This is a genomic window from Neobacillus sp. GCM10027624 (assembly GCF_042675345.1).
In the GTDB taxonomy this organism is placed as follows: domain Bacteria; phylum Bacillota; class Bacilli; order Bacillales; family Cytobacillaceae; genus Neobacillus; species Neobacillus cucumis_D.
On record NZ_JBHTHD010000013.1, the window covers coordinates 230889 to 249826 of the forward strand.

Consider the following 18938-nt stretch of genomic DNA (forward strand, 5'->3'; position numbering starts at 1 on the left):
CCTTCTATTTATGGAAGGATGTAAATGGCTGTGTTCAACTTATCACTTTCGTATAAGTTTTATTGTCAGTTATCATAACTCCATTTGTATACATGGTCAACATAAAAATCTGACAATTCAAACTAATCGTAAAAGCTGGTAGCGTTTACAATGTTGTAACGATAAGGAAAACACAAGAATAAAAAAATTTTAAAAATTTTTATTTCACAATCTTTTTTGATAATAGCAGGAGAAAAAAGAGAGGAATTTATGGGGATATAAAGGAAAAAATGGCAGTCAGTGATACATTTTTACTAATGATAGAACAACCTGTTTTTTACCATTTTTATTATTTTAGAATTGTTAATTATCTGACTTTGCAAGGTATTCATACACTTCTCTTAAATTTTTAAACCCCATCTCTTGTGCTTTATTCAAATAATACCCCCAAATTTGAGCAGTCATCATCGCATCTCCTAGTGCATGGTGGCGGTTTTTTATCTCAATTCCACATTCTTGGCAGATATCATCAAGCGAGAACGATTTCCATTGTGGATTGGATAATCGGATCAGAAAAGATGTATCAATGATTCGATGGACAAATCTTATTTTCAGGTGATCCCAGCAGCTTTTTTGCATAAAGGCTTTTTCATGTTTGGAATGATGGGCTACAAGAATATCCCTCTTAATAAACTGATAGAATTGGAGTAACACCTCTTTCCCTTCGGGGGCGTTTTGTAGTTCATCCGTTTGTATCTTGGTTAATAAAGAAATTTCATCGGAAATAGGGTGTTCAGATTTTAAAAGGGTATAAAAGGTTTGATCCGATATAATCGTAGTCCCTTTCATTTTAACAGCCCCAATGGAAAGGATCCGGTCTCCCTTTTCAGGGAAAAAGCCCGATGTTTCCAAGTCGAAAACTGTAAAATTTAATTCATGCAAGGGAACGTCCAAGACTTTAGTGTCTTTCAATTCTTTTTGCAAGTTTCTTATAAAAGATAATTGTTGCAGATTATGCGTATCCTGGAATCCTGTGTAAAAGTTTGAACCCAGTTTTCCTGATATTTGCTTAAAGTATTGAATCATTTCATTCATTCTCAAGTTAATCCCCCTTGCCTACTAGCTTGATGGTTGATTGAAGGAGAGTCATGCCGTTTTTTATGATGTTTCTAACTTCTTTACGTTGAATTTTGTCCAGTGAGGCAATAGGTAAATAATGCCCGGATTCATAATCGGAATGATTTCCGAAATGCAGCCTGTATTCTAGTAATTTTAAGAAATGCTGTTTATAGATAGTGTGATCTTTTATCTTTAGTTGACTAAGTCTTGAAAGCGTGGAAGTCTCTTGCAGATGATTTTGAATGGCCAATACCCGAACAGCATTTACATATGGTAAAATGGCCATTTCTTTCAAATTAAGCGAGCCGGCATGATTCCCGTGTGTTTCTACTAATAGTTGTCCTAATATGCCGACTCCCTTTTTTACATGCAAGGTATTTTTCAAAATGGATGGCAGCAGAACATTCTTTTCAACCTTTTGAAAAACCATTACTTTTAATTCTTGAATATAGACGGATTCTCCATAAAGAGACCGTCCATCCATAAAGATTAATAAATACCGAATGGTTTCCCAGGATGCATCGGTCATCCAATCCAATAATTGTCGCTGCCAATCAGGATAGGATTTGCACCATAAAGGATGATCAGCCATTACTCCGCCTTCACAGAATGCATACCCTGCTATGTAGAGTCCATGTGAGATTTCTTTCCCTAATGCGAGGAAATATTCCTGTGCTGCTTTACTTGGATTTTGATAGATGATTCCATGATCTTGATCACTCCATATGGATTGTTCAAATCTGCCCGCACTTCCCATAACAAAGAAACAAAAAGGGGATGGGGGAGGTCCAAGGAGAAGAGTAACATGCTTGATGGCAGTCTTTATGACATGCTGAATGATTTCGTCATGTAAATGATTTAATCGGAAATGATCCCAAATGGCATCTTTTAACTGACTTTCTCTAAAGTTTCTGATTTCTTGGAAGCTTTCATAGGTCATTTTTCCCCTCCTAGCTGTAAAAACGGATATAGCGGTGCAATCCCTCCGCTTGCGAAGAGAGATTGGACACCGCATTTTTACTAAAAGATTATTAAGCTTTCAGTTTTTGTTCTGCTTTGATTAATTCAGGATAACCATAGCTTCCATGCTCGCTCATATCCAGTCCGATAATTTCTTCTTCCTCCGTAACGCGTAACCCATTCATAACAGCCTTCATTATGGCCAAAATAATAAAGGATACAATGAATGCGTAAGCGGCGCATGTGATGACCCCCATAGCTTGAATGCCTAGTTGGTGAAAGCCTCCCCCATAAAATAACCCTGGTTTACCTACGGTTGCCAATTCCTTTGTTGCAAACAAGCCATTTGAAAGTGTTCCCCAAACCCCTGCTGTACCGTGGACCGATAAAGCAGCAATCGGATCATCGATTTTTCTCTTCTCAAAGAAACGAATGCTATAAAATACAAGGATGCCAGAGATAAAACCGATTACGACAGCAGCCCATGTATCGACAAAGCCACAGGAAGCAGTGATGGCAACTAATCCTGCTAGAGCGCCATTTAACATCATTGGCACATCTGCTTTTCCCATAACCATCCATGAGATCATCATTGCTGCAACAGTACCAGCTGCTGCACCCAAGTTTGTATTTAGGGCAACAAATCCAAAGAATGCTTTGTCTGCGGATAATGTACTCCCTGCATTGAATCCAAACCAGCCAACCCATAAAAGCAAAACACTTAATGCTGTAAAAACTTGGTTATGCCCAGCGATATTATTAGGTGATCCGTCTTTATTATATTTTCCAATCCGTGGTTTTAGTAGAATGGTAGCCGCTAGTGCCGCCATGGCACCAGTTAAATGGACGACTGTTGAACCGGCGAAATCTTGTTTTCCGTGTTCTGCCAACCAGCCGCCTCCCCAAATCCAATGCGCAATTGGCGGATAAACAAGTACTGAAAAAAGAACAGCGAACACAAGATAGGCAGCTAATTTCGCTCGTTCAGCAAAACCGCCGAAGGCGATGGTTAGAGAAATACCGGCAAAAGCTAATTGGAACATGAAGAATACGGAACCGGATAGAGATAATCCTTTGATTTCATAACCAGAGTAGAAAAAATTGGAAAGGCCAATCAGTTCATTTCCTTTTCCAAAGGTTAATCCATATCCTACAGCCCAAAATAGGATGGAGCTTATGCTAAAGGTTAGAATCGTTTTACCAGCAATATGACCTGCATTTTTCATTCGAGTAGATCCTGTTTCAAGAAGGATAAAACCTCCAATCATGAGGATCACAAGGACTGCACCTACCATCACCCATAAACTGTTTAATAAAAACAAAGTATCCATTCGTTCTCCCCCTTTTTGTAATGTTAAATTTGTTAACATTCACTGTAGTTGTATTTTTGCATGAATGTGAGATTGATTTCTATAATTATGTTAGATAATCTCACACGTTTTTTTGAATGTTGTAAGATTGCTAAAGTAACAGGGGGGCAAAATAAAAGCCCGCTTCAAATGTAACAGCGAGGCCTAAGCTCAAAAAAATATTTCATGTTTTTCAGTTTATTGACCTTTCCTTAAACCAAATTGCGCGTTTAGTTGCCCTTGGATCATTTTCCTGCGTATTTCTTCCTGATTTTGTTTCTTTTGTTCACGAAGCATTTCTCGTCTAATCTCGTGAGTTTGTATCCCGTCTTCAATCTTATTTGCTATGTCCATTAATAACTCAACATCGTTAAAGGAATATTTTCGACTGCCACCGCCTGATCTTTCTGGGAAAATGAGTTTTCTTTCTTCGTAATAGCGGATTTGCCTTTCGGATAGACCGGTTAGATCTCTGACTACTCCGATGGTAATAACCTTCTTATCTTTATAAGACAAATCTTTTCCCATATCTTTTCTCACCACACTCTATTCATCTATTTTTAAAAGATTGTAAACTTTATAACAGTTTATGTTACATCTTCTCACATTTGAATGAATTTTTCTATAATTTTGATATTATAAAATGATTGGATGTGGAATCATTTTTGATTGGGAATTTGATTTTTAAGGATTAATTTTAATTCGCTTAAAGTAAGGGAATCTAATTCAGTTTTGAAATCTTTATCAAGACCAGAGTGAATTAACTTGTTAATGTAATATTTTTTTAGGGTGTCTATTCCTATACGCAAATGTGTAGACATGCTTCTCACTCCTTTACTGATTTTGAATTTTTCTTAAAAGTTCATGTGCTTTGGAGCCGAGTTGTTTCATTAATTCTTCATACAGTTCGTCTCGTAATAAATCTAATTTCACTATTTTGGCTGCCAGTTGAATATCGTTTTTTCGATACATATAAATCTTCCTTTCGATGGTTTGTAATGTTAAGATAGCTATTTTTTTCCTTTTTGTCAGTGAAGCTGTTAGAAAAATTAACAAACAAATTGAAGCACCGGTGGAAGGTTTTATCCCAAAAATAACTTTGACAGAAGAGGGCTTAACTAATCATGCTATTCATTTAGTTAATGATTTAGTGTATTAAAATAGTAATAAACTAAACACTGAATAAAAATACATAGTTCAATAGAATCATGAAATACAGAAAAATTATCAATATTTTCAGAAAACACTTTAAAAATGATAGGCATTATTGTATATTCTAAATATTATTGATATTTTTATAAAAAAACATTGGAGGTAGAAAATGAAAAAGTTCAAAATCTTTTCAACGCTTCTAGTCTTTTCCTTGATGTTTGTTTTATCTGCTTGTGGTACAAGTGAAAAAACAGATGCCAGTCCCAAAAAAGAGGAAAAGAAAACTTTACGGTTCGTAACCGATGCGGCCTATGCACCATTCGAGTACATGGATAAGGGTAAAGTAGTTGGTTTTGATGTAGACTTCCTTAATGTTGTAGCAAAAGAAGCAGGATATAATGTAAAACTTGAACATGTTGGCTGGGATCCGTTATTCGTAGAAATTAAAGGGAAGACGGCCGATGGTGGAATCTCTGCGATTACCATCAATGATGAGCGTAAACAAACATATGATTTTTCTACTCCTTACTTCCTTTCTAAAAACGAAATCCTAGTTCCAAAGGATAGCCCAATTAAGAGTGCTGCAGATCTAAAAGATAAAGTAGTTGCCGTACAAAATGGTACAACTGGCCAGGAAGCAGTCGAAGCGCTAATTGGTAAAAATAATTCGAATCTTAAAAAATTCAAAAACAACAATCTAGCGATTATGGAACTTAAGAGCGGCGGTGCCGATGCAGTTGTTGCTGATAACACAGTAGTTGAACAATATGTAAAAAATAATCCAAATGAAAATTTTGTAGTCATTCCAGATGACTCTGCATTTGAAAAAGAATTCTATGGATTAATGTTTGCAAAGGACAGCAAGTTAAAAGCTGATTTTGATAAAGCGATTCAAAAAGTGATTGAGAATGGGGAATACACAAAGGTTTATCAAAAATGGTTTAAGGTTGATCCGGATTTAAATGCATTGAAACAACAATAGGAAAGAATTAAGTTGCGTAACCCTTTGCCGTTACGCAATTTTTATTCCTATCAAAAAATATATGATCAAACCATTATTTACCTTATTGAAATAGTAATTTATTACATATTGAATAAGAATACAACGGTAGTTATAATCATGTATGTTCAAAATATTCCCGATATTTATAGAAAACTCTTTAAAAGTAGGTTATAATATTGTATATTCAAAATATTATTAATATTTTTATAGAAAAATATTGGGGGGTACAAAATGAAGAAGGTTAAGATTTTTTCTACCATTTTAGTCGTGGCATTGATGTTTGTTCTATCAGCTTGTGGAACGAGCGAAAAGACAAATGGCAGTGCAAAAGGAGATCAACAGAAGACTTTACGAGTCGTAACAAATGCGGCTTATGCGCCATTTGAATACATGGATAAAGGGAAAATTGTTGGCTTTGATATTGATTTTATCCAGGCGGCTGCTAAAGAAGCCGGTTATAACATCAAAGTTGAGCATGTGGGCTGGGAACCGCTATTTGTTGAAGTGAAAGGGAAAAATGCTGATATCGGAGTTGGTGCAATCACCATCAATGACGAACGCAAACAAACCTATGATTTCTCTACTCCATACTTCCTATCTAAAAATGAAATTTTAGTTCCGAAAAATAGTGCAATTAAAAGTGCTGCGGATCTGAAAGGGAAAGTAGTTGCCGTACAGAATGGTACTACAGGTCAATCAGCGGTAGAAGCTCTGTTTGGAAAAAATAACTCGAAACTTAAAAAGTTCAAAGATAATAATCTAGCGATTATGGAGCTTAAGAGTGGTGGTACTGATGCAGTGGTCGCTGATAACACAGTTGTTGAGCAATATGTAAAAAATAATCCAAATGAAAATTTTGTTGTCATTCCAGATGACTCTGCATTTAATAAAGAGTTTTATGGAGTATTGTTTCCAAAAGGAAGTAAGATAAAGGCAGAATTTGACCAGGCGATTAAGAAGATGATGGAAAACGGTGAATACACAAAAATTTATCAAAAATGGTTTAAGTTTGAACCGGATTTGAATTCGTTAAAGCAACAATAGAAGATGAAAATTGCGTAACTCTAGAATACTAGCAGTTACGCAATTTTTGCATCTGCTTAAAATATTTTATTGTGATAAATAACTAAAGTATAAATGGTGGATTTTTAAAAAGATTGAGGGGGTCAATGAATGGATTTTCGTTGGGATTTATTAGCTGAGTATGGTCCTTTTTTCTTGAAGGGAACCCTATTAACCATTGGGCTTTCCATTGGCAGTATCATCATTGGAACAGTACTGGGGCTATTAATTGGATTAGGAAAAATGATGAAAAATCAATGGGCAGCGCTACCGTTTAAATGGTATATTGCCTTTTTCCGAGGGACACCGTTTATGGTTCAAATATTGCTCATCCATTTTGCTGTGGTTCCAGTATTCCTTGGCGAAACCAATGCGATTGTGGCAGCCATTGTTGCACTTTCTTTAAACTCAGCTGCCTACATCGCTGAAATCTTCCGTGCCGGGATTCAATCAATTGATAAAGGACAAATGGAAGCAGCCCGTTCATTAGGTATGAACCATGTACAATCGATGCGATTTGTCATTCTGCCGCAGGCTTTTAAACGTATGATTCCGCCACTTGGAAATGAATTTATTGTATTAATCAAAGATTCCTCCCTCGCAGCGCTCATTGCGGCACCAGAGCTTATGTACTGGGGACAAGCCATGCAAGGGCAGTATTACCGTGTATGGGAGCCATATCTTACAGCAGCCGCGATTTATTTAGTGTTAACTCTTTCCTTAAGCTTCCTGCTATCTCGACTTGAAAGAAGGTTGGCCACAGAATGATTAAAGTAACCAATTTGAAAAAAAGCTTTGGTAATCATGAAGTTTTAAAAGATATTAACGTTACCGTAAAACCCCAGGAAGTGGTTGTTGTCATTGGGCCTTCCGGATCAGGGAAATCGACCTTTCTTCGCTGTATTAACTTACTAGAAACCATCACAGGCGGACATGTCTTGATTGAGGGAATCGATATAACTGATAAAAAGACAGATATTAATAAAGTGCGGACAGATGTAGGAATGGTGTTTCAACAATTTAACCTATTTCCGCATAAAACCGTCATTGAAAATATAATGCTTGCACCGATGAAGGTAAGGAATGTATCTGCCGAAAAGGCGAAAGCAAAAGGTCTGGAGTTATTGAAAAAGGTAGGGTTGGCCGAAAAGGCGAATGCCTACCCGGATTCGCTTTCCGGGGGACAAAAGCAGCGTGTTGCAATTGCAAGGGCACTGGCGATGGAGCCGAAAATCATGCTTTTCGATGAGCCAACCTCAGCACTTGATCCAGAAATGGTCGGTGAAGTGTTAGAGGTAATGAAGCAGCTCGCAAAAGAAGGAATGACGATGGTTGTGGTCACGCATGAAATGGGTTTTGCCAAGGAAGTTGGAGACCGGGTCATTTTTATGGACGGCGGACTAATCGTTGAGGAAAATGTTCCAAGTGAGCTATTTGATAACCCGCAAGAAGAGAGAACGAAGTCATTTTTGAGTAAGGTTTTATAAAAAATGAAAGGGAGGCCCGCTAAAGGCCTCTTTTCAATTTACTATCGTTCAAATTTATGTGGATCATCAAAATCAAAGACTTCGACAATCTGGTCCGCTTTTATCCTTCTTGAACAAAGAAGAAATAGTTGGTCAAAGAATTCGGCTAATTCAAGGGGGGATGAAGGAAGCTTAATCTGAACAGTCACAGAGCCGAACATTTGTTTAAAATAGGCTTTCCGTTCTGCATTTTTTCCGTCTCTCTTTAATGGATTATATGCCCATAGCAGATGCAGGTCCCCGTTGATTTTTTCCACATTGCGAATTTCAGCGACGGTCGTCGATTTATCATGCGTATAAATCACTAAATAATATTTGTCGTTTCTATGCCAGTCAATAAATATAAAGTAGTAGCTTGTATCATATTCAATCCGGGTAACTTTATAACCCGCTACAACGGATTTTCCCTTTGTCCATTGATGAAACTTTGGTAAGGTACCATCAACTGTTTTTAACTGAGTGATTTCATAACTAGTGCCATTCCACTTTTCTATACAATTACTGAGTGAGACTGCCTGTTCCTTTTCCAAAATGATTGCTCCTTATCTTTCTTTGACAACATTATACGGTGTAAAAGCGGAGAAAAAAAGCGATTCCAAAAGCTTTGTCTCCGAAATGAAACATAACTGAAATCGCTTTTAAAAATTCATTTGGTAGAATTATTCTGTTATGGACTTATAATCGTCCCATTGTTCGAATAGTATGAGGAATAAATATGCCTCTTTTCCATATGAATGACATAGAAGTGCTTGCAATTGGAGGGAAAACAATGTCGTTAGAAAAGCAGCTAACAGAAAAACAGTACTATAGCATGTTCATTAATGAACATGAAGTGGTACATCCGATTCGTGTTCTCGGGGATGCCTATCAAGAAGAAATGCAAAAGGGTATACCGGATTTATCCTATATACGGTTTGCACAAGGTGAAGTGTATTTTCACAATAGAGACTTTGAGACAGCCATTTTTAAATGGGGAAACATTATCAATGAACTGGAGCCATGGGCGCAAAAAAATACAGCAGATGCTTATTACGAAATGGGGCTGTTGTCCAATGCGGAGGACTTGTATACCGCAATTGAAACCGACAGTCTTACCTTAAAGACTGAAGTAGCTTTACAGTTATTTACACTTTATAACGAACGCGGAAAAATGGACTCAGCAGTCGAAGTCATCAAGAAAACGGTTCTTTCCAATCCGGATTATCCGCAGGTTACAGAAATCGCCAGGAGGTTTTTTGAGGACCGGCTTGACTGGGAGAATGCTATTGAACTCGCTGTAAATGAAGCGAATCGAACGGTTACTCCGGAATGGTTTGAAGTGGTTATTTCCTATATTAAAAATGGTGTAACCAAACAATTGCCGCCAGGCTATTTTTCACATGCTTTGAACGTAGTTTATACATTAGACAGGAATTTGTTTGAACAGTTAGCGGTTGCTTTATGGAATAGTTATGAAAGGGAAGATTTGTATTTTACTTGGATAAAAGAAATGAATCAGCTTTTATTCAATTTAGAAACAAATCAAAACGATCACTGGGAAGAACTTTCAACCCTTTATAAAGACACCTATTTCAGCTTGATTGATGGAAGGTATTTAATTAAAGAATTAACCGATTTAATTCCTGATTTATTGACCAATTGGATTCGAATATCTAGTCCATCTCACATGGTCATCGCATCAGCTGCAGTCCTTTCATGGAACGAGTTATTTCCAGTAAGCATTAATATGAGCGTTGTGAGTGAGGCAGAAAAGATTATCAGTAATACGGAACATGAAATAGATGAACTCGAAGAATGCTTAAAATTGTTTGATTCGATTTTGCAATGGGCAGAGAAGAATGATATGGGTGAAAATAATCGCCTGAAATGGATGGTTCAGCAGCTGATTAATTTTGAAACCCATCATCTTGTCCTAACTGGACTTAGTGGAACGGGTAAATCTACATTTGTTAATACCATTTGCGGAGAAGATTTGCAGGATAGTCCGACATCATCTGTTGTGATGTTTATGGATCATCCTGATCTTGATGTTTTTGAGATAAATAATCAAGAAATTATCCAATTGGCTGGGCTAGCTGACTTCCAAGAACGAATGGATCGGCGCCGAAATGCTTTAGAGTCCATTTTCGAGTTTAAGCGACCAGTCCGATTTTTGCAGGAGAATCAACTTTCCATTATTGATACTCCAGGGCTAAATGGAAATCAGTATGAAGTAATGAAACAAATCCATGCAGCGGACACGGTATTATTTGTTCTAGATGCCAATGCACCGTTTACTGCTAAGGAACGGGGAATTCTATCACAAATCCATGACCAGGCGCCTAATATTCCTATCCATTTTCTCTTGAATAAAATGGATACGATTGCGAACGAACAGGATATGATACGAATCTTTAATGAAACAAAAGCGGAAATCCATTCCTACTTACCGGATTCAAAGATTTTAGCTTTTTCAGCGCAAAATGACCGCGGTCAACAGTTAGGTGAATTGAAAGAGTTTATTCGATCGATAAAAAGTACCAGAAATATCGAAGATAATCGGCTGGCAAAATTATTATTTTTTATTCGTTCGACTATTACGGAATTGCTGCAAAAACGGATTAATGTGGAGAACCAATTAATTGAATCAGTGCGCTGGAATGAAGAGATGCACATGAAATTAACGGGGGCTCTCAATCAGATAAAGGATGCTGAATCACAAAAAACGGAGACCATTACGCGAAGTTATCGTGAGATTAAGAAGAGTCTCCAAAAGGAAATTTCTGAGGCTGTGCCAAAAATGTTAAAGGAATGTTCTTCTTTAATTAAGGAAAACAGTGATTTTAGTAACATACATCTTGAGCTTAATTCCGAAATGAACAAAAGAATTCAGGAATATTTAGAGGGTACGGTGCTTCCGAAATATTACACCTCCTTGCAGGATTGGATTGGGCAAACGAAAGAGGAATTCGCTCAAAGCCAACAATTCCTAGACGAAATGGCAGAGGGCTTTAACGCAATGTACGGAGAGGAACGGTTTAAGCTGGAATGTGATTTTAAGGTGCTCGATGATTGGCGTCGGGATACGGACCGAATGACAAGCCGATTTATATTAGAACCGCTCAATATCCTGCTGCGCCGGACACCTTCACAGTTCCTGCTAAAAAGTGCAGGGAAATTGTTAGGGGCGTTGTCGCAAAACAAAACGATGCTGTTTAATAAGTACAAAAATTTTGTTGAAAACGATGATTACTCTGAAACGGTTGTTCTGGTTAATGACCGCTTTTTCCAGCAATTTGAATTGTTTGAAAAAGCATTGGAGCGGGACATTAGCCTGTTTTTTAGGTTTCCGGCCAGTGTTGTCTCACGAGCTATTGAAGAGGCGCAATCAGAGGTTCATACCAATCAAGATATTCTTACAAAAATGAACACCAATCCTGAAATGTTTCGCGATCCATTGACATTATTTGAAGTACGTCTTCGACAGTTTGAATGGATGACGGTTGCGGGAAATGGTGCGCAAACGGTGTATTAATGGGCCGCCCGGAGGACGGGTGCAAAAATGACGTGTGAGTACACACGTCATTTTTTTTATTTTAGAGGTAAAAAAATTCAATTTGAAAGGAAAGTGCCCGGTTTGGGTTATTTACGTAGTGTACGGGCACGGAGCACCCATCATAGTTCCTGTGCCGATAGAAATCAGAGAGGAATGGGAGCTAAGCACCCATGATAGTGCCCATGCCGATAGAAATCAGAGAGGAACGGGAACTGAGCGCCCATGATAGTGCCCGCGCCGAGAGAAATCAGAGAGGAACGGGAACTGAGCGCCAATGATAGTGCCCGTGCCGAGAGAAATCAGAGAGGAACGGGAACTGAGCGCCTATGATAGTGCCCGTGCCGAGAGAAATCAGAGAGGAACGGGAACTGAGCGCCAATGATAGTGCCCGTGCCGAGAGAAATCAGAGAGGAACGGGAACTGAGCGCCAATGATAGTGCCCGTGCCGAGAGAAATCAGAGAGGAACGGGAACTGAGCGCCTATGATAGTGCCCGTGCCGAGAGAAATCAGAGAGGAACGGGAACTGAGCGCCAATGATAGTGCCCGTGCCGAGAGAAATCAGAGAGGAACGGGAACTGAGCGCCTATGATAGTGCCCGTGCCGAGAGAAATCAGAGAGGAACGGGAACTGAGCGCCAATGATAGTGCCCGTGCCGAGAGAAATCAGAGAGGAACGGGAACTGAGCGCCTATGATAGTGCCCGTGCCGAGAGAAATCAGAGAGGAACGGGAACTGAGCGCCAATGATAGTGCCCGTGCCGAGAGAAATCAGAGAGGAACGGGAACTGAGCGCCTATGATAGTGCCCGTGCCGAGAGAAATCAGAGAGGAACGGGAACTGAGCGCCAATGATAGTGCCCGTGCCGAGAGAAATCAGAGAGGAACGGGAACTGAGCGCCTATGATAGTGCCCGTGCCGAGAGAAATCAGAGAGGAACGGGAACTGAGCGCCAATGATAGTGCCCGTGCCGAGAGAAATCAGAGAGGAATGGGAACTGAGCGCCTATGATAGTGCCCGTGCCGAGAGAAATCAGAGAGGAATGGGAGCTAAGCACCCATGCTAGTGCCCGCGCCGATAGAAATCAGAGAGGAACGGGAACTGAGCGCCAATGATAGTGCCCGCGTCGAGAGAAATCAGAGAGGAACGGGAACTGAGCGCCAATGATAGTGCCCGCGCCGAGAGAAATCAGAGAGGAACGGGAACTGAGCGCCAATGATAGTGCCCGTGCCGAGAGAAATCAGAGAGGAACGGGAACTGAGCGCCTATGATAGTGCCCGTGCCGAGAGAATATAGGGAGGAACGGGAACTGAGCGCCTATGATAGTGCTCGTGCCGAGAGAAATCAGAGAGGAACGGGAACTATGACCTGTGATAGAGGTTCATGTGCTGTTAATCCAAGGAATTATTTGGATTATTTCCCCATCCCTTTCATCACCTTAAGCAGTAAATCCGGACGGTTGGTTAATATCCCATCTGCACCGGATGCAATTAATTTTTTCATCGTTTTCGGGTCATCAATGGTCCAGTAATGAATTTGCATGCCGCGCCGATGTGCACCATCGATCAAATTCTTGTCCGTTAAATCGAAACCGCTATCCGCAACGGGTAACTGAAAATCATCCACCTGCGGCTGATATAAATCCCGTAAAAAGAACTTATGAAACACAACAAATTTTGTCACCTCTTGTTTACCAGCACAAGTAGCCACTCGTTCCTTTGCATACTTATCAAGGGTTTTAAGAATATTTTGGTCAAAAGAGGCAACGAGAATTTTATCCTCCATGTGATATTTTTCAATTAAAGCCCAGAGCTTTTTTGCCATTTCTTCATATCGCTTCGGCGGATTATCATCCTTAATCTCCATTTCAATCCTCATGTTCCCGAACCTTTGAAAAATCTCTTCAGCGGTTGGAATATAAACACCTTTGCCACGAAAACTGTATTGACCGTGAAGGTCTTTAAAATGGTATCCGGCATCAAGCTTTTGGATTTCCTTCAGGGTCAAGTCTTTTACAGCCCCATGTCCATTCGTTGTTCGGTCAACAGTCGGGTCATGGATGGCTACCAACTGCCCATCTTTTGTTATATGGAGGTCCGTTTCGAGTGCATCAACCCCAAGTTTTGCAGCATTTGAAAATGCCGCAATTGTATTGGAGGGAGCGAGTAGTTCACCGCCTTGATGGGCAACAACCAACGGACGGTTATTTTTGAAAAATGGCTTCTCCTTAATAGGCTGAACAGGCAAAAAATTAATAGCGAGCAGAAAGAGAAGAAGAGCCGGTATAAGAATCTTTAAAAATTTGACGCTTCGCCTTTTTGTTTTTTCAATGGTGATTTGCGCCATAGACCACTAGTAGCCTTTCGAAAAATCTACCAGATTTTCTGATGGAGTTTGTCCGGAAAGATAGCTTTTTAAATTTGGAATAAGTATTTTTTCAATTACCCGCTGATTATAATGTTCAGTTGAGCCGGAAGTGTGCGGGGTAATAATCACGTTCTCCATTTCCCATAACGGACTTTCTTCAGTCAATGGTTCTTTTTCAAAAACATCAAGCCCAGCACCGGCAATTTTTTCGTTTTGCAGTGCTTGAACTAAATCCTTTTCTACGACAATTTCACCACGGCCAATATTGATGATAAAGGCAGAAGGTTTCATTTGATCAAATTGCTCTTTTCCGATTAATTGATACGTTTCCTTCGTTAATGGCATTGTAATCACAATATAATCACAATTTGGCAGGAGGGCATTGAGTTCGTTCGGTGTGTACATTTCATCGACATATTCTTCAGGATTTCCAGAGTGACGGAGGCCGATTACATGCATACCAAAGGCTTTCGCTATCTTTGCGGTTTCTTTTCCGATTGCCCCAACACCTAAAATTCCAATTGTCTTTTCATGTAATTCCAAGCCCATATTTGCATGGTGCCATTTTTTCGATTGCTGGTTCTTTACATAGGTATGGATTTTTCTCGTTAACCCTAGCATTAAGCCAAAGATAGTTTCAGAAATAGGATAGGAATGCACACCATTGGCGCTCGTCAAGAAAATGTTTTTGGATTCCAGATTTTCAAGTGGCAGGGAGTTGACTCCGGCACTCCATGTCTGAAGCCATTTTAGTTTTGAATCAGGGGTGAGGCAATATTCTTCAAGTCCCCGTTTCCAACCAGCAATAATTTCTGCATCCTGCAGGTGCTCTTGCCAAAATTCTTTATCCTTTCCAACGATTAAATCCCAATCAGGGATGAGTTCTTGGATTTGGTTAATTTGCTGCTGTGTTAATTTATGGGTAATGACCATTTTTCTCTTTTTCATACCATCGCTCCGTTCAATTAAAAATCTATTAACTAAATTTTATGATAACGGAAAAATAGGAAAAATGGTAACATCTTTATATTAATAGAGTTTGGTACCAGATCAAATTCCTGGGAGGATGTTTTATGCTTTCATTGGAGCAATGTCACTTAATTTTAGAATATATTGATGGGTTAGTTGTAGTGGATAAAGATGCAAAAATTATTTATATGAATCAAAAAACAGCAGACTCCATTAAGGTAGATCTTAAAGAGATTATTGGTAAACATGTTCACGATGTGATTCCTACAACAAAAATTCATAAAACCGTCGAAATGAAAACACCAGCCATTGCCGACCCCTATTTTTTAGAAAATGCCACCCTTATTAGTACCCGTTACCCTATCTATGAAAAAGACGGAACGTTTTTTGGCGTGGTCGAGTACGATTTATTTGATAACTATTATTTGCTGAATAATTTTGTGAAAAAAATAGAAAGCCTTAATCAAGAATTGAATTATTTCAAAAATGAGTTAAAACGTCTTCAGAGTGCAAAGTATACGATTAACCATATCATTGGGGAAAGTCCGGCTACCAAACGGTTGAGAGAAGAAATCCGGAAGGCGGCCAGTACCCAATCCACCGTATTGATTAGTGGGGAAACAGGCTCAGGAAAAGAGCTGGTAGCTCATGCGATTCATGATCTGAGTTCTCGAAGCCAGGGGAATTTTGTCCGGATTAATTGTTCGGCTATCCCAACGGAACTCTTTGAATCGGAGTTGTTTGGGTATGAGGAGGGCGCCTTTACAAGTGCTAAAAAGGGAGGAAAAGAAGGGAAATTCCAAATGGCCAATCATGGAACGCTGTTTTTGGATGAAATTAATCAAATGCCTTACACCTTACAGCCAAAAATCCTTAGAGCCTTACAAGAAAAAGAGATCGATCGAGTGGGTGGTAAATATACGGTTCCCATTGACATTCGCATCATAACGGCGAGCAATGAAAACCTGAAAACTCTCGTAAAAGAGGGGAAATTCCGAGAGGATTTATTTTATCGATTAAATGTGATTAATATCCATATTCCTCCCTTAAGAGAAAGAGTGGAGGACATCCCGTTAATCTCACAATCCTTCATCAATGGCTTCAATCCAATTCTAAATCGAAATGTCGAAACGATTTCGAATGAAGTGATGGAAATGTTAATGAATTATAAATGGCCAGGGAATATTCGAGAGCTTCAAAACATGATTGAAAGGGCGATGAACCGGATTGGCTCGCAGGAGCGCGAGTTGAAAATTGAACATTTCGATTACCTTTTGGAGAGAGAGAAAGATCCCTTTGAATTTATCGAACATCATAACCCGCTCGAAGAAATCAAAAAGCATGCGGAGCGGGAGGCGATCATTCAAGTGCTGAAAATGTGTAAAGGAAATAAAACCAAAGCTGCGGAGCTCCTGAAAATATCCCGTCCTCTTCTCTATCAAAAGATGAAAAGATTAAATATCCATAACGAAGAAGGGGTGTAATTATAGAATAACACTGTTAGTTTAAACTGACATCCTATGAAAAATGCGTGCTCATTTACTATTATGTGTGCACTTTGACTTACAGTGTAAGTTTAAACTTACATACCCTTGATTGGTATGTTGAAGTTTTGTTATTCTAGCGGGGTTTTTTCGTTTGGCACGCTAATTGCATTATTAAGGGAGAGTTGACCATAAAAGTTAATAGGAGGAATGGAATGGAAACGCTTCGAATTGCATTAGCGCAGCTGGCCTGTGAAGATGGCCGAATTGAAAAAAATCTTGCTCGAATGGATGAAGTGATTGAGGAGTATGGTAGCCATCATGATCTCATTGTTTTTCCGGAGACTTATGTCATGGGATTTCCAGAAAGGGAGGTCTGCCGTACTTTAGCGCAGCAGCTGGATGGACCTGTCGTTCACCATTTGGAACAGAAGGCCCGGGAGGCAGACACCTTGATTGTTGCCGGTCTTTATGAAAGAGACGGCGAGAATGTTTATAATACAACGGTTCTTGTAGGGCCAACGGGGTTATTGCTTTCTTACCGCAAAACCCATCTGTGGGTGGGAGAAGCTTCCAGGGTGGAAGCGGGCAATAGTTTTCAAAGCTGCACTTGGAATGGTACCAAACTAGGACTTCTTATTTGCTACGACATTGAGTTCCCAGAAACAGCCCGTGCGGTGGCAAGTTTGGGAACAGAATTATTAATCGTGACGGATGGTAATATGCACCCGTACGGTTCCGTTCATCGTGTAGCCCTTCAGGCCAGGGCCCAGGAAAATCAGATTTTCGTTGCGATGGCTAACCGTATTGGCGAAGGCCGTGATGGTGGGGAAGTTACTGAATTTGTCGGAGGGAGTATGATCGTTGATCCATACGGGCGGATTCTGGTGGAGGCTGGTACTCAACAAGAAGAGGTGGTTTCGGCTTCAATCGACTTGTCGCTCGTTCTGGAGAGCAGGAAGCATTATCACTATTTAAATGAACGCAGACTGAAGATCATCAACCGGGAAGAGAATTCTTACCATGGGAAAATTGAAATCTAACGTTAGAAAAGCGTTTGATGTAATTGAATAGATGGAGGTATATGGATGGAAAATAATCAATCATTAAACCGAACGCTTACCCTCGTTCCGATCACCTTATTTGGTATCGCTTACATGACTCCTGCAGTAGTATTTACTACTTTTGGGGTTTTATCGGAAACGACACACGGATTAATTGTTAGTGCCTACTTGATTACCATCATTGCGATGCTTTTTACTGCGTATAGCTATTCCCAAATGATCAAGGCCTTTCCTGTAGCTGGTTCCGCTTATACCTATACACGGAAAGCAATCGGTTCACATCTAGGCTTCATGATCGGATGGGTTCTTTTATTGGATTATGTGTTCTTACCGATGGCCATTTGTGTATTGACTGCCTATACTTTATCTGCAGCGATTCCGGCGATCCCTTTCTGGGTGTCTGTCCTGATTTTTATCATTCCACCTATGGTAATAAACATATTAGGAATCAAATTAGCAACCAAGTTGAATTTTTGGCTGATGATGCTCCAGTTTCTAGTGATTGGTATTTTTATCGTTTTGAGTGCAAAAAGTTTAATGACGGGAACGGGCAGCTTAGTATCGATTACCCCTTTGTTTACAGGTCAATTTTCTATTCCGGTGATTTTTGCAGGGGCTGCGATCGCCGCTTACTCTTTCCTTGGATTTGACTCTATTTCTACCCTTACAGAGGAAACGATTCAGCCAGAAAAGACCATTCCTAAGGCGACATTTCTTGCGGTATTGATTTGTGGCGGCATTTTTGTAGTTGTTTCGTATCTCGCCCAGCTCGTGCATCCTAGTTTTCATTTTAAGGATGTCAATTCAGGGGGATTTGAGGTTATTCGGATGGTAGGAGGAGACTTGTTTGTTTCCATCTTTATTGCGGGATTGATTGTTAGCTCTTTTGCCTCTGCTGTCGCTGCCCAAGCGAGTGCAGCCCGGCTTCTGTTCGTTATGGGCCGTGATTCTGTCCTTCCGAAAAGAATTTTTGGATATATTCATCCTAAATACAAAACTCCTGTCTATAATCTTTTAATCATCGGCTTGGTTTCTCTAGTTGCCTTAAAACTTGATGTCGCTTCGTCGACTTCCTTTATCAATTTCGGAGCCTTTACCGCTTTTGGATTTGTCAATATTTCTGTTATTGCCCATTATTTCATTAAGGGGAATAAGCGATCTCCTCGAGATATTTTGTTTTATTTGATTATACCGCTTATTGGTGCTGTCTTTAATTTTTGGCTCTGGAGCAATTTAGATAAACATGCCTTAATTCTTGGGGGGGATATGGAGTGTATTAGGAATCATTCACTTGCTATTCATAACCAAATTTTTCAGGAAACGACCACCAGAATTGGGATTTGAAGGTTCAGAAGATTTTGCCTCTTAAAAGAA

The 18938-nt window shown here is 39.6% G+C and carries 17 protein-coding genes; 8 read left to right on the forward strand and 9 right to left on the reverse strand.

Annotation, left to right across the window (positions count from 1 at the left end; genetic code table 11):
* Nucleotides 1-342: 342 nt before the first annotated feature.
* The 6 genes from ACFQZ9_RS22170 to ykzB form a co-directional block, all read right to left on the reverse strand.
* A complete protein-coding gene (locus tag ACFQZ9_RS22170; protein ID WP_498945829.1) occupies nucleotides 343-1074 on the reverse strand; it encodes an exonuclease domain-containing protein in 732 nt (243 codons plus the stop codon).
* A 7-nt stretch (nucleotides 1075-1081) separates the two neighbouring features.
* Entirely contained in the window at nucleotides 1082-2038 is a 957-nt protein-coding gene (locus tag ACFQZ9_RS22175) for a DUF294 nucleotidyltransferase-like/CBS domain-containing protein (RefSeq protein ID WP_498945447.1), read from the reverse strand.
* Nucleotides 2039-2129: 91 nt separating this feature from the next.
* The gene (locus tag ACFQZ9_RS22180; protein ID WP_429741429.1) at nucleotides 2130-3389 is read right to left on the reverse strand and encodes an ammonium transporter; all 1260 of its coding nucleotides are present in this window, start codon (nucleotides 3387-3389) and stop codon (nucleotides 2130-2132) included.
* 216 nt (nucleotides 3390-3605) lie between these two features.
* The gene (locus tag ACFQZ9_RS22185) at nucleotides 3606-3935 is read right to left on the reverse strand and encodes a MerR family transcriptional regulator (protein ID WP_198311534.1); all 330 of its coding nucleotides are present in this window, start codon (nucleotides 3933-3935) and stop codon (nucleotides 3606-3608) included.
* 131 nt (nucleotides 3936-4066) lie between these two features.
* Nucleotides 4067-4228 carry a Fur-regulated basic protein FbpA gene (locus tag ACFQZ9_RS22190; RefSeq protein ID WP_198311535.1) on the reverse strand — a complete coding sequence of 54 codons (162 nt, stop codon included), beginning with the start codon at nucleotides 4226-4228 and terminating at the stop codon, nucleotides 4067-4069.
* A 13-nt stretch (nucleotides 4229-4241) separates the two neighbouring features.
* Nucleotides 4242-4379 (reverse strand): protein YkzB, encoded by a 138-nt coding sequence (gene ykzB, locus ACFQZ9_RS22195; protein ID WP_198311536.1) that lies wholly within the window; start codon nucleotides 4377-4379, stop codon nucleotides 4242-4244.
* A 349-nt stretch (nucleotides 4380-4728) separates the two neighbouring features.
* On the opposite strand from ykzB, the gene ACFQZ9_RS22200 reads away from it, so the two are divergent.
* From ACFQZ9_RS22200 to ACFQZ9_RS22215, 4 genes are all read left to right on the forward strand, one after another.
* Complete coding sequence (locus ACFQZ9_RS22200) at nucleotides 4729-5541, forward strand: basic amino acid ABC transporter substrate-binding protein (RefSeq protein ID WP_498945449.1); 813 nt, start codon at nucleotides 4729-4731, stop codon at nucleotides 5539-5541.
* A gap of 252 nt (nucleotides 5542-5793) precedes the next feature.
* Nucleotides 5794-6606, forward strand: coding sequence for a basic amino acid ABC transporter substrate-binding protein (locus tag ACFQZ9_RS22205; protein ID WP_498945450.1), 813 nt, complete (start codon nucleotides 5794-5796; stop codon nucleotides 6604-6606).
* A gap of 129 nt (nucleotides 6607-6735) precedes the next feature.
* Nucleotides 6736-7392, forward strand: a complete 657-nt coding sequence (locus ACFQZ9_RS22210; RefSeq protein ID WP_026573120.1) for an amino acid ABC transporter permease — start codon at nucleotides 6736-6738, stop codon at nucleotides 7390-7392.
* A complete protein-coding gene (locus ACFQZ9_RS22215) occupies nucleotides 7389-8111 on the forward strand; it encodes an amino acid ABC transporter ATP-binding protein (protein WP_198311539.1) in 723 nt (240 codons plus the stop codon). Before ACFQZ9_RS22210 ends, ACFQZ9_RS22215 begins: the two co-directional genes overlap by 4 nt.
* A gap of 41 nt (nucleotides 8112-8152) precedes the next feature.
* Here ACFQZ9_RS22215 and ACFQZ9_RS22220 read toward each other — a convergent pair whose 3' ends face one another.
* Nucleotides 8153-8680, reverse strand: coding sequence for a hypothetical protein (locus ACFQZ9_RS22220; RefSeq protein WP_498945452.1), 528 nt, complete (start codon nucleotides 8678-8680; stop codon nucleotides 8153-8155).
* A 239-nt stretch (nucleotides 8681-8919) separates the two neighbouring features.
* Here ACFQZ9_RS22220 and ACFQZ9_RS22225 point away from each other — a divergent pair, with 239 nt between their 5' ends.
* The gene (locus ACFQZ9_RS22225; protein WP_498945453.1) at nucleotides 8920-11664 is read left to right on the forward strand and encodes a GTP-binding protein; all 2745 of its coding nucleotides are present in this window, start codon (nucleotides 8920-8922) and stop codon (nucleotides 11662-11664) included.
* 1429 nt (nucleotides 11665-13093) lie between these two features.
* Here ACFQZ9_RS22225 and ACFQZ9_RS22230 read toward each other — a convergent pair.
* Both ACFQZ9_RS22230 and ACFQZ9_RS22235 read right to left on the reverse strand, forming a co-directional pair.
* Nucleotides 13094-14026, reverse strand: a complete 933-nt coding sequence (locus ACFQZ9_RS22230; protein WP_498945454.1) for a glycerophosphodiester phosphodiesterase family protein — start codon at nucleotides 14024-14026, stop codon at nucleotides 13094-13096.
* Nucleotides 14027-14032: 6 nt separating this feature from the next.
* On the reverse strand, nucleotides 14033-14995 hold the full coding sequence (locus ACFQZ9_RS22235) for a D-2-hydroxyacid dehydrogenase (RefSeq protein WP_498945456.1): 963 nt from the start codon (nucleotides 14993-14995) through the stop codon (nucleotides 14033-14035).
* A gap of 125 nt (nucleotides 14996-15120) precedes the next feature.
* Between ACFQZ9_RS22235 and ACFQZ9_RS22240 the strand changes: the two genes are divergently transcribed.
* The 3 genes from ACFQZ9_RS22240 (at nucleotide 15121) to ACFQZ9_RS22250 (ending at nucleotide 18908) form a co-directional block, all read left to right on the forward strand.
* Nucleotides 15121-16500, forward strand: coding sequence for a sigma-54 interaction domain-containing protein (locus tag ACFQZ9_RS22240; protein ID WP_498945458.1), 1380 nt, complete (start codon nucleotides 15121-15123; stop codon nucleotides 16498-16500).
* Between the two features lie 215 nt (nucleotides 16501-16715).
* Complete coding sequence (locus tag ACFQZ9_RS22245) at nucleotides 16716-17543, forward strand: carbon-nitrogen hydrolase family protein (RefSeq protein WP_498945459.1); 828 nt, start codon at nucleotides 16716-16718, stop codon at nucleotides 17541-17543.
* A 45-nt stretch (nucleotides 17544-17588) separates the two neighbouring features.
* Nucleotides 17589-18908 carry an APC family permease gene (locus tag ACFQZ9_RS22250; protein ID WP_498945460.1) on the forward strand — a complete coding sequence of 440 codons (1320 nt, stop codon included), beginning with the start codon at nucleotides 17589-17591 and terminating at the stop codon, nucleotides 18906-18908.
* The last annotated feature ends 30 nt before the right edge of the window (nucleotides 18909-18938 follow it).

What these genes read in the sequence shown, in the direction of transcription:
- ACFQZ9_RS22170 (WP_498945829.1), bottom strand. Translation starts at nt 1,074, where the DNA reads ATGAATGAAATGATTCAATACTTTAAGCAAATATCAGGAAAACTGGGT.
- ACFQZ9_RS22175 (WP_498945447.1), bottom strand. Translation starts at nt 2,038, where the DNA reads ATGACCTATGAAAGCTTCCAAGAAATCAGAAACTTTAGAGAAAGTCAG.
- ACFQZ9_RS22180 (WP_429741429.1), bottom strand. Translation starts at nt 3,389, where the DNA reads ATGGATACTTTGTTTTTATTAAACAGTTTATGGGTGATGGTAGGTGCA.
- ACFQZ9_RS22185 (WP_198311534.1), bottom strand. Translation starts at nt 3,935, where the DNA reads ATGGGAAAAGATTTGTCTTATAAAGATAAGAAGGTTATTACCATCGGA.
- ACFQZ9_RS22190 (WP_198311535.1), bottom strand. Translation starts at nt 4,228, where the DNA reads ATGTCTACACATTTGCGTATAGGAATAGACACCCTAAAAAAATATTAC.
- ykzB (WP_198311536.1), bottom strand. Translation starts at nt 4,379, where the DNA reads ATGTATCGAAAAAACGATATTCAACTGGCAGCCAAAATAGTGAAATTA.
- ACFQZ9_RS22200 (WP_498945449.1), top strand. Translation starts at nt 4,729, where the DNA reads ATGAAAAAGTTCAAAATCTTTTCAACGCTTCTAGTCTTTTCCTTGATG.
- ACFQZ9_RS22205 (WP_498945450.1), top strand. Translation starts at nt 5,794, where the DNA reads ATGAAGAAGGTTAAGATTTTTTCTACCATTTTAGTCGTGGCATTGATG.
- ACFQZ9_RS22210 (WP_026573120.1), top strand. Translation starts at nt 6,736, where the DNA reads ATGGATTTTCGTTGGGATTTATTAGCTGAGTATGGTCCTTTTTTCTTG.
- ACFQZ9_RS22215 (WP_198311539.1), top strand. Translation starts at nt 7,389, where the DNA reads ATGATTAAAGTAACCAATTTGAAAAAAAGCTTTGGTAATCATGAAGTT.
- ACFQZ9_RS22225 (WP_498945453.1), top strand. Translation starts at nt 8,920, where the DNA reads ATGTCGTTAGAAAAGCAGCTAACAGAAAAACAGTACTATAGCATGTTC.
- ACFQZ9_RS22230 (WP_498945454.1), bottom strand. Translation starts at nt 14,026, where the DNA reads ATGGCGCAAATCACCATTGAAAAAACAAAAAGGCGAAGCGTCAAATTT.
- ACFQZ9_RS22235 (WP_498945456.1), bottom strand. Translation starts at nt 14,995, where the DNA reads ATGAAAAAGAGAAAAATGGTCATTACCCATAAATTAACACAGCAGCAA.
- ACFQZ9_RS22240 (WP_498945458.1), top strand. Translation starts at nt 15,121, where the DNA reads ATGCTTTCATTGGAGCAATGTCACTTAATTTTAGAATATATTGATGGG.
- ACFQZ9_RS22245 (WP_498945459.1), top strand. Translation starts at nt 16,716, where the DNA reads ATGGAAACGCTTCGAATTGCATTAGCGCAGCTGGCCTGTGAAGATGGC.
- ACFQZ9_RS22250 (WP_498945460.1), top strand. Translation starts at nt 17,589, where the DNA reads ATGGAAAATAATCAATCATTAAACCGAACGCTTACCCTCGTTCCGATC.